Consider the following 15,712-nt stretch of genomic DNA (forward strand, 5'->3'; position numbering starts at 1 on the left):
CATGAGCCAACTGGAACGTCGTCAATTTCTCAAGCTCAGCGCGCTCGCCGCCGCCACCACCGCCGCCGCGGCCCGCGCCAACCCAGGATCCCATCCCGCCACTGACACCGCCCAACCGTCGCTGGCCGACCTCACTTGGGACAAAGCCCCCTGCCGCTTCTGCGGCACCGGCTGCCACGTCAAAGTCGGCGTGAAAAATGGCAAAATCGCCGCCATTGCCGGACATGAGAAAGCCGCCGTCAACCAGGGGCTGCTGTGCGTCAAAGGCTACCACGTCGGTGCCATCCTCTACGGCAAGGACAGACTCACCACCCCGCTGCTGCGCAAAAACGGCGAACTCACCCCAGTCAGCTGGGACGAAGCGCTCGACCTCATGGCCGACCGCATCATGCAGGATCCCGCAGGCTTCGCATTCTACGGCAGCGGACAATGGACGGTGCCCGAGGGCTATGCCGCCCAGAAGTTGATGAAAGCCGGGCTTTCCAACAACCACATCGACCCCAATGCCCGCCTCTGCATGGCATCTGCCGTGACCGGCTACGTCTCCACCTACGGCGTCGATGAACCCGCCGGCACCTACGACGACCTCGACGCCTGCGACGTCGTCATCTGCTGGGGCAACAACCCGGCGGAGATGCACCCGATTTTGTTCTCACGCCTGATGGACCGCCGCTCGCGGGGCGAGACCGTACGCCTCATCGACATCGGCACCCGCCGCACCCGCACCACCGAGTTCGCCGATGATTACCTCGAGTTCCGCCCGCAGACCGACCTGGCCATTGCCAACTGCATCGCCAACCAGCTCATCGCCAATGGCACGTTCAGCAAGGAGTATGTCGAAAAGTTCTGCAACTTCCGCGGCGACAACGAGGAGCTCGACCTGATGGGCAAGCAGATCACCTTCGACGAGTACAAAGAACTGGTCGCCAGCTACACGCCGGAAGCGGTGAGCAAACTTTCCGGCCTCAGCGTCGACCAACTCACCATGCTCGGTGAGCTCTTTGGCGATCCGGAAGTCAAGATCACCTCGCTGTGGTGCATGGGCGTCAACCAACACACCCGTGGCACGGCGATGAACCGCTTGCTCCACGCCATCCACCTGCTTTCCGGTCACTTCGGCACGCCCGGCAACGCGCCCACCTCACTCACCGGCCAGCCCTCGGCCTGCGGCACCGCACGCGAAGTCGGCACGCTCTGCCACGCACTCCCCGGCGGACTTCTGGTGGCCAAAGAACCGGACCGCAAGCATTGCGAGAAATTGTGGAACCTACCCGACGGCAGGATCAACCCAAAGCCGGGCTACCACACCGTGCTCATGTGGGAGAAGTTTTGTACGCCTACCGCCGAAGGAGGCGACATCCACACCATGTTTGTTCAGGTGACCAACCCGGGCCAGTCGTTGCCTCACCTGCAAAAGCTCTTCCGCAACAAAGAGGGGCTGGAGGACAAGTTCCTCGTGGTCTCGGACGGCTACCCGACCGCCAGCACCGAGTTGGCGGACCTGGTTCTACCCGCTGCGATGTGGGTTGAGAAAAATGGAGTCTTCGGCAACTCGGAGCGGCGCACCCAGCAGTGGTTCAAAATGGTCGATCCACCGGGTGAGGCCCGCGAAGATGTGTGGATGACCATCGCGCTGGCGCGCAAGTTGTACGACCGCGGCCACCCCGGAATGAAAGACAAAGACGGCGAGTTCCTCTTCCACGCGGTAGACGATGCGGGCCAGGAGATCCCATTCTGGGACTATGCGCACTTCCGCGACATCAATGTCGACCGCTATCTTTACGAGGAGTACCGCCCGTTCACCCACAAGAAGCACAAGAACGTCGCGCCCTACGACGAACTGGCGAAAACCCAAGGGCTGCGCTGGCCGGTGGTGCAAACCGACAAGGGCACGTGGCGCGAGACACGCTTTCGCTTCGCCGAGTTCGACGACCCGTTCGTCGAGAAGGGGCGGGGCATTCAGTTTTATCACTCGACCACCGGCGACGACCGCGCCCAGATCTGGTTCTGCCCGTACGAACCACACCCCGAGGAACCCGACGATGAGTTCCCATTCTGGCTCTGCACCGGCCGCGTGCTCGAACACTGGCACACCGGCACCATGACCATGCGCGTGCCCCAACTCGCCAACGCCATGCCCGACGCCTACGCCGAAATCCATCCGGACGACGCAGCAGCCGCAGGCATCAGTAATGGCCAGCGCTGCGTGATCTCCACCCGCCGCGGTGAGATGGAAATCCCCGTCTGGACCAACGGCAGGGGCCGACCGCCCAGAGGGTCGATCTTTGTCCCCTTCTTCGACGAACGCCAACTAATCAACGTCCTCACGCTCGACGCACACTGTCCGATCTCGAAGGAACCGGACTACAAAAAGTGCGCCGCCCGTATCCGCCCCGTTTGAGCCATTCCCCCGGTAACCCGCCACCGACATGGACCCCACCCCACCATCACAACCGCCGGCCGGATCAAAGCGCTTGATGCTGGTGCTCTTCATCATTGTCTCCATCGTCGCCGCCAGCGGGTACTTCATGGGACTGAAACAAACCCGCGAAATCACCGGTGAGCGCTCGCCCTCACCGTGGCAGGACAACCTCGCCTATCAAAGCGATGGCGGTATCATTCCGCAGGCCCCCGCCTACAGTGAGGAAGCCACCGCCAACTGGCAGGCCAATGACGACTGGCAGTCCCACTTCGCCCAGTTACGTTTCGACACGTCATTGCGGGCTCCAACCAGCAAACCGCGCGAAGACGAACTCGCCGCAGCGCTGATCGCAAGAAACGCCCGCCGCGCTTACGACACCGCGCCGCCTGTCGTTCCCCACGCCATCGACGAGCACAATCCCAACGCCTGTGTCGTCTGCCATACTCCGGGCAACTCGCGCCTCATCGGCAACCGCCTGACCCCGGAAATGAGTCATCCTTACCTGACCAACTGCACCCAGTGCCACGTCCCAGCCGCCGGCCAACACGAACTCCCCGAGCTACCGATGGCCACCGGTGCGCTGATGGCCTCCGGCAATACGTTTCAAGGGCTGCCGTCTGGAGCTGTCGCGGAAGTCGCTTATCAAGGTGCCCCTCCCGTGCTCCCCCATCCGGTATGGATGCGCCAAAACTGCATGGCCTGCCACGGCGAGGGCCGCCCGTCCGCCATCCGCACCAGCCACCCACACCGGCAGAACTGCCTCCAATGCCACGCGCAGAACCACCTTTTCGATAACCGCGAACGGATGGTCAACGAACTCCCAATGGTCGTCGATCTGCTGCTCAAGAACCCACCGGAACCCGCCGAGGAAACTCCTCCCGCATCGCAATAGCTCAGCCACCATGAGCCAGCCCATCTCACGCCGCCACTGGCTTTCATCGCTTCTTCGTCCAACCCGTCCCACACCGTCCGGGGCGGGATCACCGGCCGTAGTGGCTGAAGTGATTGAGGCCCGCTGTCTCGCCTACCACCACTCGCCGTGCTCGACCTGCTACGAGCGCTGCCCACAGCCCGGCGCCATCCACGTGACCCAGGGCATGCCGACCATTGATCCGGAAGCCTGCACCGGCTGTGAAATCTGCATTGATCTGTGCCCCGCACCTATCAAAGCCATCCATCGGGTCCCGCGGTCCGTACCCAGCTGAAGCCAATTGCTTCAATTAGCCCATTCCCTCCATGGACCAACCATTACCAGACCTCCAACAAAGCGTGCTCGATCCCGAAGCGCTGACGCAATTGATCACCGACATCCAGACCCTCACCGAGGTAGTCGAAGTGATTCCAAAAGGATCGCCCGCCGGCTACGTCGCCGAACCCGGTGCCCCAGTGGCAATGGACCTCGAACTCGCACGCGACCTGCTCCTGGCGGGCGAACTTCACGGACTGCAGATCCGTTACCAACACGACGGTGCCCAGTGGTGGGACACGCTTCTTCAGTCACCGCAAGGCATCAAGATCGTGCGCATCCGCCACGAGTTCGACCACGACAACTCACCCATCTAACCCACTCCACAACCCAACAACCAACACATCAAACAAACCCATGAAAACCTCCATCAAAACCACCGCTGCCCTCGCCCTCACGCTGACTGCCGCCACCGCCGGGGCCCCGGTTCCGCCGGAATCCGCGCCCGCTCCTGACAACAGCGCACCCAAAGGGCTCACCATGGAACGTCTCGGCTTGGTTTCCTCTGACGCCCATCCATTCCTGCGCGACACCCGCATCCTGGCAGAGGGACGCCTGCGCTACGAGTACGGCGACATCGATGGGCTGGAAAGCTCGGACGCCATCACCTTCCGCAGCCGTCTCGGGCTGGAAACCGGTGAACTCGCTGGGTTCAGCGCGCTGGTCGAAGGCGAAAGCACCTACAAACTCGGCGGCGACTATGCCGAGTTCCCAGGCTTCAACAACGGCCGCACCGTCATCGCCGATCCTGACAACTACGAACTCAACCGTGCCCAACTCCACTACGCCCACGAATCCTACGGCGCACTCACCGTCGGCCGCCAGTACATCAATCTCGACGACCAACGCTTCGTCGGCGCCGTCGGCTGGCGCCAGAATTCCCAAACGTTCGACGCCGTCACCGTCAACCTCACCGCTCTTGAGCACGTAACGGTCAGCTACTCGTGGATCGACCGCGTGAACCGCATCTTCGGAGACAAATCACCGAGCGCGAATCTGAAGCGCTGGAAATCAGACTCCCATCTGATTCACGTCGCCACCGACTCAATGCCTGGTGGCAAGCTCGTCGGCTTCGCCTACCTGCTCGACTTCGAGAGTGCTCCCGCCAGCTCGTCCAACACCTACGGCCTAACGTACAGCGGCCAGACAGACACCGCATTGGCTGGCAGCCAATCATGGCACTACCTCGCTTCGTCCGCCTATCAGGAGGACGCCGGCAACAACCCGGACAGCTATGGCGCCTGGTACTTCCGCGGCGAAACCGGACTGAACTGGGCAAAGGTGACCAGTGGCATCGGAGCGGAGGTACTCGGCAGCGACAACGGCGACGCCGCATTCCAAACCCCACTCGGCACCAACCATAAGTTCAACGGATTCGCCGATGCCTTCCTCACCACGCCCGACAGCGGACTGCGTGACTTCTACTGCTGGGTCGGGGGAACGTGCCCGCTCAAGGTGAACCACAAGCTCATCTTCCACTACTTCCAGGGAGATCACGGCCGTGGTCACATCGGCAACGAGCTCGACTACGTCGCCACCAAGCAGCTCTACCCCGGCATCAGCGTCACCGGCAAGCTCGCCTACCTCGACGGCCAAAACACACAGCCGGACACCTTCAGAGGATCAATCCAACTCGACTACAAATTCTAGCGCTCCTCCCCAGCGACTGCTGCATGGAGGGGCTCCGACCAGATTTGCCCGTTGGCTCGTCAGCCCGCGGGCCAACTCCAAATCATTCCGACAAAAGGAAAGGACACCCCATGAAAGCAGTCATTACTTCAAGTCTCGTCATCGCCGCCGCACTCGTTGCCACGGCCACGGTCCGCGCCGAGGAAAAAGAAGCTCCGGTCGCTGTCAACCTCTCCAACTTCGTGCGTGCCGAATCGGACCAAATGCTTCGCAACACGATGTCGATGTCGGGAGTCAAGATCGGTGAATTCACCCATCTGCGAGAACCGGCGACAGCGGATAATCAGCCGATCATCCGCATGAATCAGGACACGCTCTACTCCACCACAGTAGTAGACCTGTCCGAACCAGTGGAGATCACCCTCCCAGAAGTGGGCGACCGCTACATGTCCATGCACGTGGTCAACCAGGATCACTTCATGTTTGTAGAGTCGAAGCCGGGAACCTACATCCTGACGGAGGAGGAGATCGGCACACGTTTCGCGCTGGTGACGGTGCGCACGTTCTACAACGCGTCAGACCCGGAAGATCTGACCAAGGCACACGGGGCCCAGGACAAGATCGAGATCACCGGCGGAGGCAGCGGACCATTCGAAGCACCGAACTGGAACACAGAACACCTCGCCACCGCACGCAAGGCGCTGAGTGACCTCGCTACTCTTGGATTCGACAGCACCTATGCTTTCGGCACCAAAGATGAGATCCGCCCGATCGACCACCTCGTGGGCACCGCCGCTGGCTGGGGCGGGCTCCCCGCCAAGGACGCCTATTACATCCTCAGCAGCGTGCCCCAAAACGACGGCAAAACCGCATGCGCCCTGACGGTCAAAGACGTTCCCGTCGATGCCTTCTGGTCGGTCACGGTCTACAACGCCGACGGCTACCTCGAAAAGAACGACGTCGGCCGCAATAGCTTCAACAACTACTCCGCGACACCCAACGAGGATGGCTCAATCACCATCCACTTCGGAGGAGATCCGGAAAGCAGCAACTACCTGCCCATTACCGAGGGCTGGAACTACGCAGTGCGCATGTACCAGCCACGCAAGGAATTGCTCGATGGCTCGTGGACCTTCCCCAGCCCGGAACCCGTGAAATAGCGGATCGAGAAGAGGGCAAAACCTTTACCACTCACAAAACCATGAAGACGATCATGCGAACCCTTCCCTGTATCGCGGCCCTGGTGACGGGGCTGCTCAGCCACCACAGCGCCCTGGCCCAGCAAGAGCCCGCCAAGCCTCTGACCGAGGCTCAAATGGAGGAACTCGTCCTGCGCACCTATCCCTACGTGGCGTTGTTCAACGTGAACAACAAGTTCGCTCTGGACACCGACAACCCGATGAACACGGGCGGCTACAACAAGGTCAATGCCAGCACGGAACTGCAGGACCACAACATGCGTGCCATCGCGCGCCCCAACAACGACACGCTCTACATCACCGCGATGATCGACGTCACTGAAGAACCGATGGTGCTGAAAATCCCGGCATTCGACTCGAAGTACGTCTCGTTCATGGTCACCGCTTACGACCACTACGTGAACATTCCCCTGTCCTCGGGCAAAGGGGACTTCACCGCTCCGACGACGATGCTCTTCTACAGCGAGCGGACGCCGGGTTATGCCGGTGAACCGGTCGATGGTGTGGAAGTCGCGATGGAGACATCAGGCGACTTCGTCAGTGCGGTATTCCGAGTGATGCCCCATGCGGCGGAACCAGAGCGTCTCGAAGCCAACCGCAACGCCATGAACGATGTGGCCCTCATGTCGCTGTCCGAGTTTCAGGGCGAAGCGCAGGAGGGCAAAAGCGCGCGCACGTTGGAGGAGGATCGGGCGCGTTTCCCTCAGTTTGGGTCGGACTACGAGATCTTCGGTGACCGGTTCCTCGAGGTGATGCAGTTCGTGGTAAACCACACGACCTTCGACCCCGACAACGATCTCGACAACGCGTTGCTCGCCCTGCTCAAGCCGCTGGGCGTGGAGCCGGGCAAGCAATACGATCCGGACGCGGTTGCCAAGATCGACGGTGCGGCACTGCGGGCTACTGCCGAGCGCTTTGCCGCCGCTCAATTGGCAAAGATGGGAGACCCTGAATTCGTCGCGACCAATCTGGTCTCGCTCTTCCAACCCAAAGGGCACATGACCCCGGAGTTGCTGGCATTCCAATCCGTAAGCGGTCCCATCGGCCAACCGGCCCAGGAAGCAGTCTATCCGCCGATCCAAACCGAAGATGGCCAGCCGCTCAATGCCCAGTACGATTATGAAATCGTGATGACGGCCGATGAAATGCCGCCCTCCAAATCCTTCTGGTCCGTCACCCTGTATGACTTGGCCGAAGGGTTCTTCATCCCGAACGAACAAAAGAAATACAGCGTTGGCGAAAACGCCGGCATGAAGCTCGATGAGGACGGCGGTATCCGCATCGTCATCGCCGCAGAGCGTCCCGCTGATGTTCCCGAGGAGAACTGGCTACCCATAGAGCGCAAAGATCTCGATCTGGATCTGAACATGCGCATCTACACACCGGATCTCGAGAAATACAAAAGCTGGAACCCTCCAAAAGCCAGGAAACTCGACTCGCAGTAACCGCAGGCCCAAGCCCCCTCAATCCAGTGGTCACGTCAGACACCCGCAACCGGCCGATGCGCGATCTCCGAATTTCGGTGACCGATCGCTGCAATTTGCGTTGCCGCTATTGCATGCCGGCTGAACGGTTCGGGCGTGACCACCGGTTCCTGCCGGACGACGCCGTCCTGACCGACGACGAGATTGTTCGTCTGGCGGGGATATTCGTCGGGCTGGGCACGCACAAACTGCGCATCACCGGAGGCGAACCGTTGCTCCGGGCAGGTCTCCCCCAGCTCGTGGCACGGCTGACATCGAGGCTACCCGCTGACGGCGACCTGGCGCTCACCACCAATGGCACGCTGCTGCAAAAACTCGCACCGCGCTTGCGCGACGCCGGCCTTCACCGCGTGACCATTTCGCTCGACGCGCTCGATCCCGATATTTTCTCCCGTCTGGGAGGCACATCGCTCGAACCAAAACGCGTGCTCGCCGGGATCAACGCCGCACTCTCAGCCGGACTGGGCGTCAAGATCAACACCGTCGTGAAACGCGACGTCAACGAGTCCCAGGTCGTTCCGCTGGCCAAACTCGCCCACGATCTGCACGTGCCGATCCGGTTCATCGAATTCATGGACGTCGGCACCACCAATGGCTGGAACCACCACCACGTCGTCCCATCGGCGGAACTTATCGCCCGACTCGCCGAGCACTTCGACTTGGCAAAAGTCCACCAACCAGACCTCAGCGAGACCGCCAGGCGCTACCACCACACCGAGGCCCCGGAATCCGCGGAGGTCGGGTTCATCTCTTCGGTGAGCGAGCCCTTCTGCCGCGACTGCACACGCGCCCGACTCTCCGCCGACGGCAAATTCTTCACCTGCCTCTTTGCCAGTGGCGGTCACGACCTCCGCTCGCTTTTGCGCATCGGCGCCGATGACGCGGCACTCACCCGTACGATTACCGGAATCTGGAATGCCCGCGGTGACCGCTATTCCGAGCAACGCGCCCACGCCACGCCTGGCGACCGGCACGACAAACCGGAGATGTCGTACATCGGCGGTTAGCGTTCGCCGATCGGTGATCCGACCGATAGCGATCAGGATAGTTTGTTCGTGGAGGCGTTTAAGTCACTGCAACTATCGGCACTTCCCCCCCTTGCGCGGTGGCACATTCAGCCTTATCTCTCCGGTTCCCAGGTAGACCAAGCAACCCTGCGACCACAAATGGCTGTAATTAAGACACTTCCAGGCTTCAACGACTTCTTCCCCGAGGACCTTCGGGTGCGCACTTATCTCTTCGACACGTGGAGAAACGTGGCACATCGCTACGGCTTCGTGGAGTACGAGGCACCGATGCTGGAGTCGACCGACCTTTATCGCAAAAAGTCGGGCAACGAAATCGTCAGCCAGCTCTTTAATTTCACCGACCAGGGTGGACGTGATCTGGCATTGCGTCCGGAGTTGACGCCATCGCTCGCGCGCATGGCAGCAGCCCGTCAGCGCGACTACCGCAAGCCGATGAAGTGGTTTGAGATCGGCCAGTGCTTCCGTTCGGAAAAGCCGCAAAAAGGCCGCTGGCGCGAGTTCATTCAGTTCAACTGCGACATCATCGGCACCGACTCGCCGGCTGCCGACGCCGAGCTGATCGCCCTCAACGTCGACCTGATGCGTGATCTCGGTTTCACCGCCGAGGACGTAAAACTGCGCCTCTCCAACCGCAAAGCATGGGACCTTTTCCTCTCGTCGCGAGAGATCCCTGCGGACAAAACCGGCGAGTTCCTCTCCGCCCTCGACAAGCTCGAGCGTGACCGCGAAGGCACCGCCAAGAAGTTGGAAGCCCTCGGCATCGATGTCGCCGACGTGGAAGGCTTCATCGCCGACCCAAGCCAGGCGGCTGAAATCTTCGACCCGATCACCAACGACCTCGAGGCCCGCGGCATGATGGACTTCATCGAGATCGACCTCTCGATCGTCCGCGGCCTCGCTTACTACACCGGCACTGTGTTCGAGCTTTTCGACCGCGCCGGCAAGATGCGCGCTGTCGCTGGTGGCGGCCGTTACGACGAACTTCTCGCCCTCGTCTCCGATGGGGCCTGTGACCTTCCTGCAGTCGGCTTCGCCATGGGCAACGCCGTGATCCTCGACCTCATCCGCGAAACCGCCGAGCCGCTGGCCCAGATGGAGACGTGGCTCGCTGCACAGAGTGCGGCTGACGTTTTCGTCGTCATCGCCGATGAATCCCAGCGTGCCGCAGCAGTGCAATCGGTTCAGCAATTGCGCGCCGCCGGCATCAAAGTCGACTATCCATTGGCTCCGCTCAAGTTCGGCAAGCAGTTCCAGGCAGCCGACGCCGTGGGTGCCAAGCTCACCGTCATCATCGGCAGCGAGTTCCCGGAACTCGGGGTGAAGAACATCGCCACCCGCGAAGAAACCAAAGCCACCGCCGACGAACTCGTCCCTGTGGTGAGAGAACTACTCGCCACCGAGCCAGCCACACCTCAACTCGCCTAGTTGATCCATTTCTGACTTCTCATACAGACTTTCCAATTTCAAATTTCCACCAGTCACCATGCGCACCCATCACTGCAACGAACTACGCGAGTCCGACATCGACAGCACCGTCACCCTCGTCGGATGGATCCAATCCGCCCGTGACCACGGCGGCGTCATCTTTGTCGACCTCCGCGACCGCGAGGGCCTGACCCAGGCCGTCTTCCGCCCGGAAGAAAACGCCGAAGCCGCCAAACTCTCGCACACACTGCGTGAGGAAGACGTGCTCCGCATCACCGGCCGCGTCGCCAAGCGCCTCGAGGGCACCAGCAACGACAAACTCGCCACCGGCGCGATCGAAATCGTCGTCACCGATCTTGAGATCCTCAACAAAGCGGAGGTGCTTCCATTCCGACTCGACAAGGAACTCTCCAACGAGGACCTGCGCATGAAGTACCGCTTCCTCGACCTGCGCCGTCCACGCATGGCCCGCAACCTTCAGTTGCGCCACCGCGCCACCAAGGCAACCCGCGACTTCCTCGACGACGCTGGATTCCTCGAAATCGAGACCCCGGTCCTTTCGAAGTCGACTCCCGAAGGTGCCCGTGACTTCCTCGTCCCATCGCGTCTCAACCCTGGGCAGTTCTACGCCCTGCCTCAGGCCCCACAGCAGTACAAACAACTGCTCATGGTCGCCGGTGTGGAGAAGTACTTCCAGATCGCCCGCTGCTTCCGTGACGAAGACTTGCGCGCCGACCGCCAGCCTGAGTTCACCCAGATCGATATCGAAGCCTCGTTCGTCGACCGCGAAGACATCATCAAGACCACCGAGGGATTGCTCCAGCGTGTGTTCAAAGAGTGCCTCGACAAAGAAATCGGCGGCAACTTCCTGCGTATGACCTGGCACGACGCCATGAACCGCTACGGCTCCGACAAGCCGGACCTGCGTTTCGGCATGGAAATCGAAGACCTCTCCGACGTCTTCGCATCGTCCGGATTCAAAGTCTTCAGCAGCGCGCTGGCCAGCGGCGGCACCGTCAAGGCCATCAACGCCAAGGGCTTCGCTTGCGTGACCACCGGGCAGATCAACAACCTCACCGAACTCGCCAAACTCCACGGAGCCAAAGGTCTCGCCTTCATCAAGGTCGAGAACGGCGAATGGAAGAGCCCAATCGTGAAGTTCTTCTCGGAGGAAGAGAAAGCGGCTCTTGCTGAGAAGATGAAGATGGAAGAGGGCGACCTCATTCTCTTCGGCGCCGGCGACTGGCAGACCTCGTGCGAAGTGCTCGGCCGCGTGCGCCTGGCCGTCGCAGACTACCAGAAGCTGCTCGAAAACGACGACCAGCTGAAATTCCTCTGGGTCACCGACTTCCCACTGCTTGCCTTCTCGCCTGAAGAAGACCGCTGGGTTGCCGTCCACCACCCATTCACCCGCCCACGTGCGGAAGATGTGGAGAAACTCCAAAAAGGTGAGTACGCGAAGATCCGCGCGGAAGCTTACGACGTGGTGCTCAACGGCCACGAACTCGGTGGCGGTTCGATCCGAATCCACGAACAGGACCTCCAGTCTGATATGTTCAAGGCACTCGGCATCTCCGAAGAAGAGCAGATCGAAATGTTCTCGCACATCCTCGACGCCTTCAAGTTCGGCGCCCCACCACACGGCGGCATCGCACTCGGCCTCGACCGCCTGGTCATGCTCCTCGCCGGCGAAGTCTCGATCCGCGAAGTGATCGCCTTCCCGAAAAACAACCGCGGCGCCGACCTCATGTCGCAGTCCCCTGCCGACGTCGAGTTTAAGCAACTGCGTGACCTCTACCTGCGCTCGGTTGCCAAGCGCAAAGAAGAGAAGCTCGTCGAGTCCACCAACAAGGACATCGAGCCAAGCTCGAACTAAGCTGAGCGCTTAAAGCAAATCACTCATGGGCGGATCCGGTCACTCGGGTCCGCCCATTTTTTTGTTTCGCCTGTCGCGGCATCCGGCACACACTGACGAATCCCGCCCCTCCATGATCATGCTCAGCTCATTCGTCCGCACTGGCCTCGCCGTCGTCACTCTCGGCATGTGCCATTTCGCAGCCTCCGCAGGCGAGGGCACTCTGGACGAGCGCCCACAGTGGTCCACCCATTTTCAAAGCAACGGCCAACCCATCACCGGCACCGTCGCCATCGTTGATACCAGAACCACACCACCGGCTGCAGCATGCTTCAACCATGAACGAGCCACCACACGATTCTCTCCCGCATCCACGTTCAAGATCCCACACACTCTCATCGCGCTGGATGCCGGAGTCGTTCGCGACGAATTTGAGGTCATCGAATGGGACGGGGTAGAACGCTCGCATACCCCGTGGAACCAGAACCAAACGCTCCGCAGCGCGATGCGCCATTCTACAGTTTGGGTCTACGAGCGCATCGCCGCAAAGGTAGGCATCGCCAAAGAACAAACCTATCTCGAGAAGATAAACTATGGCAACCGGACTACCCGCGGGGCGATGCCGTTCTGGATCGAAGGCGATCTCTCCATCTCCGCCGCCGAGCAAATCACATTTTTACGCAAACTCCACACCAACTCCCTCCCATTTAGCGAAGCACACCAACGGCTCGTGAAGGACCTCATGATCGTCGAGGCGGGCAAAGAATACATCCTACGCGCCAAAAGCGGATGGAACGGCCAACTCGGCTGGTGGGTTGGATGGATTGAACTCCCGTCCGGCACCGTCTTCTTCGCCCTCAATATCGACACCCCTAACGGCATGGCGGACCTCCCTGCCCGCGAACGCATCACCCGCAATATCCTCAATTCACTCAACGCCCTGCCGATTAACAACCGGTAAGACCGAGCCGACTGCAGGAATACCTCTCCTACAGCGCACCCCGCCAGCTCACCATTCCCCGCTGGACCTACGACACTCCTGTCGTAGGCACCCGAGACACTCCGTCCCGCCCTGAGCCTAACCGAACAAACGCTTCTCGAGCAGGCGGCACAGGATGTGAATGATCACCTTGTGGCCTTCTTGGATGCGGGCAGTCGAGCGCACAGGCACGATCAGCTCCACATCCGCCAGCCCCTTGGCATTGCCGCCATCGCGACCAAGCAGCGCGATCGTCTTCACCCCGAGATGCTTGGCGGAATGAATCGCTTTGATCACATTTGGAGAGTTACCGCTGGTGCTCATCACCACGAGCACATCCCCCTCGCGGCCGAGTCCGTCGATCTGACGCGAGAACAAATCCTCGAACGAGTAATCATTGCCACAGGCGGTCATGAACCCACCGTCCTGGGTCAGCGCGATCGCAGCCAATGCCCGGCGGTCATTTTCAAAGCGGCACAGCAACTCTGTCGTGAAGTGTGATGCGTCGGCGGCACTTCCGCCGTTGCCACAAGCCATCACCTTGCCACCAAACTTGAGCGTGGTCTCAATGAGCCCGACGGCATCCAAGCACGCCGGTTCGAGTTCGCGCACGGTCTCGATAGCACGTGTGGCGTCGGTGATCAGTTGGTTGAACTCAATGGATTCGCTGGCGGACATGATAGTGGTGGCTGAAAAAGTCATCGGCGCGACACGCTATGCCCGGCCGGTTTGTTCGAACATCATGCGCATGCGTTGGGTCACGTCAACCCATCGTGGCGCGGTCATCAACTCTTTGACGGTCATCGGCAGGCGCTGCGACCAATTCTGCACACCTGCAACACCCGGCACATTGAAGCGTTCGCTACTGCCCAAGAAATCGTTGATCATGATCACCGCGTAGCGGGAATGGGACAGGCAGAGCCCGTGCAAAAGCTGCTCTTTGACCGCGTCGTCGTAGGCTGGAATGGGCGACTCGACATCCATTCCGGCAAAGAGACGGAAGTGGTAAAGCTGCTCCCCAGCCTCTTGACGTTCGTCGTGCGTTGGCGCGTCATGCATATCCCGGCGCAGGCGCTCCCACAGGGTCGCCATCGGTTCGTGGTCGTGAGTGGCATAGGTGGCCAGTGTGCATTCCTCGTAGCGGCTGCCATCGGTGAAGCGACCATCGGTGTGCTCCCATTGGGGCACTTTGGTTCCCGGGATCCCGAGGTCGAGCAACGCGGGGCGCACGTAGGGCGGCACCGTCCCCAGGTCCTCGGCGATAATCCCGGCACCCGCGGAAGCCGCAACTTCCTGAACCATCCGCAAATACTCCATTCCCGCGGCGCGGTTGGCTTCGCGATCGGCTTCGGTGTCGTCCCCTTGCGCGACAAACCCCGGCAACTTGCCGCCAGTGCGAGCCATGGCTTCCTCTTGGCTCAACGGCAGGAACTCCTGGTTGCGCTCCGGACGCCATGGGAACGCATAAATCCGGAAAAACCCAAGCACGTGGTCGATTCGGAACAAATTGAAAACCTCACAAGTCTTGGTGACGCGACGCTTCCACCAGCGGTAATCGTTCGCCTTCATCACATCCCATCGGTACAGCGGGATGCCCCAGTTCTGGCCCCACTTGATCACGAAGTCGTCATCTTTGAAGACCTTCTCCGGCGGTGCCCCGCCAGACCACTCCAAATTGAACTGCCCCGGCTCGGCAAACACATCCGCGCTGTAGTAGCTGACTCCAAACGGAATATCGCCCATCAAATAAACGCCGCGCCCCTCCGCGTGCCCGCGCACGCCGTGGAACTGATCCCAAAGCACCCACTGCACGTAAGCGAAGTAGCCCAACTCGTGCGCCGAGTCGGCCTGTGCGGGCACAAACGCACGCGCCTTCTCGATCGTATTGTACTCGGAGCTCCAGCGGTCCCAGCATTCGCTGCCGCCCTCGCGCTGCATCAGGTAGCGGAAAATGCAGTAATCCTCCAGCCACTCGGATTCCTGCTCGCGGAACGCATCAAATGCCGCTTTGCGCTGGGCACCTGCGTTCTCCACAAAGCTATCGTACGCCGAGCGCAGACGCCGCACCTTAACTTTGAGCACTTGGTGGTAATCGACATTGAGCACATTGCCTCCGCTCATCGGCTGCTCGCCATGAGCATCCTCTGGCAGATCTACCAGCGCCGCATCCGAGACGTCCGCATACACCGGATCCAAAGCCACCGAGCTGATCGCATTATACGGGCTGTGATCGCCACCGCCCTCGTTGATCGGAAGCAACTGCACAATCTTCACCCCGGCCTTCGCCGCCCAGTCAATGAACTGCATCAAAGTTGATGAATCTCCAATCCCCCAGTCATTCTCATGACGAAGGGCAAACAACGGAGCCACCACTCCGGAACAACGCTCGTGATATTTCGCTATGCTCATGCGCCGCAACCATCCACAGATCCGCAGCCCGAAGCA

13 protein-coding genes are annotated in these 15,712 nt (G+C 60.7%); 11 read left to right on the forward strand and 2 right to left on the reverse strand.

The window, feature by feature from the left end:
- The first annotated feature begins 1 nt into the window (after position 1).
- From G3M56_RS13360 to blaOXA, 11 genes are all read left to right on the forward strand, one after another.
- Complete coding sequence (locus G3M56_RS13360; RefSeq protein WP_164364652.1) at positions 2–2,401, forward strand: molybdopterin-dependent oxidoreductase; 2,400 nt, start codon at positions 2–4, stop codon at positions 2,399–2,401.
- 28 nt (positions 2,402–2,429) lie between these two features.
- A complete protein-coding gene (locus tag G3M56_RS13365) occupies positions 2,430–3,314 on the forward strand; it encodes a nitrate reductase cytochrome c-type subunit (RefSeq protein WP_164364653.1) in 885 nt (294 codons plus the stop codon).
- Between the two features lie 10 nt (positions 3,315–3,324).
- Positions 3,325–3,627 (forward strand): 4Fe-4S binding protein, encoded by a 303-nt coding sequence (locus G3M56_RS13370; protein ID WP_164364654.1) that lies wholly within the window; start codon positions 3,325–3,327, stop codon positions 3,625–3,627.
- A gap of 31 nt (positions 3,628–3,658) precedes the next feature.
- Entirely contained in the window at positions 3,659–3,985 is a 327-nt protein-coding gene (locus G3M56_RS13375) for a hypothetical protein (protein ID WP_164364656.1), read from the forward strand.
- 40 nt (positions 3,986–4,025) lie between these two features.
- Positions 4,026–5,318 (forward strand): alginate export family protein, encoded by a 1,293-nt coding sequence (locus tag G3M56_RS13380; protein WP_164364659.1) that lies wholly within the window; start codon positions 4,026–4,028, stop codon positions 5,316–5,318.
- A gap of 110 nt (positions 5,319–5,428) precedes the next feature.
- Positions 5,429–6,457 (forward strand): DUF1214 domain-containing protein, encoded by a 1,029-nt coding sequence (locus tag G3M56_RS13385; protein ID WP_164364662.1) that lies wholly within the window; start codon positions 5,429–5,431, stop codon positions 6,455–6,457.
- A 53-nt stretch (positions 6,458–6,510) separates the two neighbouring features.
- Entirely contained in the window at positions 6,511–7,941 is a 1,431-nt protein-coding gene (locus G3M56_RS13390) for a DUF1214 domain-containing protein (RefSeq protein ID WP_164364665.1), read from the forward strand.
- 26 nt (positions 7,942–7,967) lie between these two features.
- Entirely contained in the window at positions 7,968–8,987 is a 1,020-nt protein-coding gene (gene moaA, locus G3M56_RS13395; RefSeq protein ID WP_268839998.1) for a GTP 3',8-cyclase MoaA, read from the forward strand.
- 159 nt (positions 8,988–9,146) lie between these two features.
- On the forward strand, positions 9,147–10,433 hold the full coding sequence (gene hisS / locus G3M56_RS13400; RefSeq protein WP_164364669.1) for a histidine--tRNA ligase: 1,287 nt from the start codon (positions 9,147–9,149) through the stop codon (positions 10,431–10,433).
- Between the two features lie 58 nt (positions 10,434–10,491).
- Positions 10,492–12,309, forward strand: coding sequence for an aspartate--tRNA ligase (gene aspS, locus G3M56_RS13405; protein WP_164364678.1), 1,818 nt, complete (start codon positions 10,492–10,494; stop codon positions 12,307–12,309).
- 166 nt (positions 12,310–12,475) lie between these two features.
- On the forward strand, positions 12,476–13,249 hold the full coding sequence (gene blaOXA / locus G3M56_RS13410) for a class D beta-lactamase (protein ID WP_164364771.1): 774 nt from the start codon (positions 12,476–12,478) through the stop codon (positions 13,247–13,249).
- A gap of 117 nt (positions 13,250–13,366) precedes the next feature.
- Here blaOXA and G3M56_RS13415 read toward each other — a convergent pair whose 3' ends face one another.
- Positions 13,367–13,945, reverse strand: a complete 579-nt coding sequence (locus G3M56_RS13415; protein ID WP_164364680.1) for a D-sedoheptulose-7-phosphate isomerase — start codon at positions 13,943–13,945, stop codon at positions 13,367–13,369.
- 36 nt (positions 13,946–13,981) lie between these two features.
- On the reverse strand, positions 13,982–15,676 hold the full coding sequence (locus G3M56_RS13420; RefSeq protein WP_164364681.1) for a 4-alpha-glucanotransferase: 1,695 nt from the start codon (positions 15,674–15,676) through the stop codon (positions 13,982–13,984).
- Between the last annotated feature and the right edge of the window lie 36 nt (positions 15,677–15,712).

The sequence above is a fragment of the Sulfuriroseicoccus oceanibius genome (assembly GCF_010681825.2).
Classification (GTDB): domain Bacteria; phylum Verrucomicrobiota; class Verrucomicrobiia; order Verrucomicrobiales; family SLCJ01; genus Sulfuriroseicoccus; species Sulfuriroseicoccus oceanibius.

What these genes read in the sequence shown, in the direction of transcription:
- G3M56_RS13360 (WP_164364652.1), top strand. Translation starts at nt 2, where the DNA reads ATGAGCCAACTGGAACGTCGTCAATTTCTCAAGCTCAGCGCGCTCGCC.
- G3M56_RS13365 (WP_164364653.1), top strand. Translation starts at nt 2,430, where the DNA reads ATGGACCCCACCCCACCATCACAACCGCCGGCCGGATCAAAGCGCTTG.
- G3M56_RS13370 (WP_164364654.1), top strand. Translation starts at nt 3,325, where the DNA reads ATGAGCCAGCCCATCTCACGCCGCCACTGGCTTTCATCGCTTCTTCGT.
- G3M56_RS13375 (WP_164364656.1), top strand. Translation starts at nt 3,659, where the DNA reads ATGGACCAACCATTACCAGACCTCCAACAAAGCGTGCTCGATCCCGAA.
- G3M56_RS13380 (WP_164364659.1), top strand. Translation starts at nt 4,026, where the DNA reads ATGAAAACCTCCATCAAAACCACCGCTGCCCTCGCCCTCACGCTGACT.
- G3M56_RS13385 (WP_164364662.1), top strand. Translation starts at nt 5,429, where the DNA reads ATGAAAGCAGTCATTACTTCAAGTCTCGTCATCGCCGCCGCACTCGTT.
- G3M56_RS13390 (WP_164364665.1), top strand. Translation starts at nt 6,511, where the DNA reads ATGCGAACCCTTCCCTGTATCGCGGCCCTGGTGACGGGGCTGCTCAGC.
- hisS (WP_164364669.1), top strand. Translation starts at nt 9,147, where the DNA reads ATGGCTGTAATTAAGACACTTCCAGGCTTCAACGACTTCTTCCCCGAG.
- aspS (WP_164364678.1), top strand. Translation starts at nt 10,492, where the DNA reads ATGCGCACCCATCACTGCAACGAACTACGCGAGTCCGACATCGACAGC.
- blaOXA (WP_164364771.1), top strand. Translation starts at nt 12,476, where the DNA reads ATGTGCCATTTCGCAGCCTCCGCAGGCGAGGGCACTCTGGACGAGCGC.
- G3M56_RS13415 (WP_164364680.1), bottom strand. Translation starts at nt 13,945, where the DNA reads ATGTCCGCCAGCGAATCCATTGAGTTCAACCAACTGATCACCGACGCC.
- G3M56_RS13420 (WP_164364681.1), bottom strand. Translation starts at nt 15,676, where the DNA reads ATGAGCATAGCGAAATATCACGAGCGTTGTTCCGGAGTGGTGGCTCCG.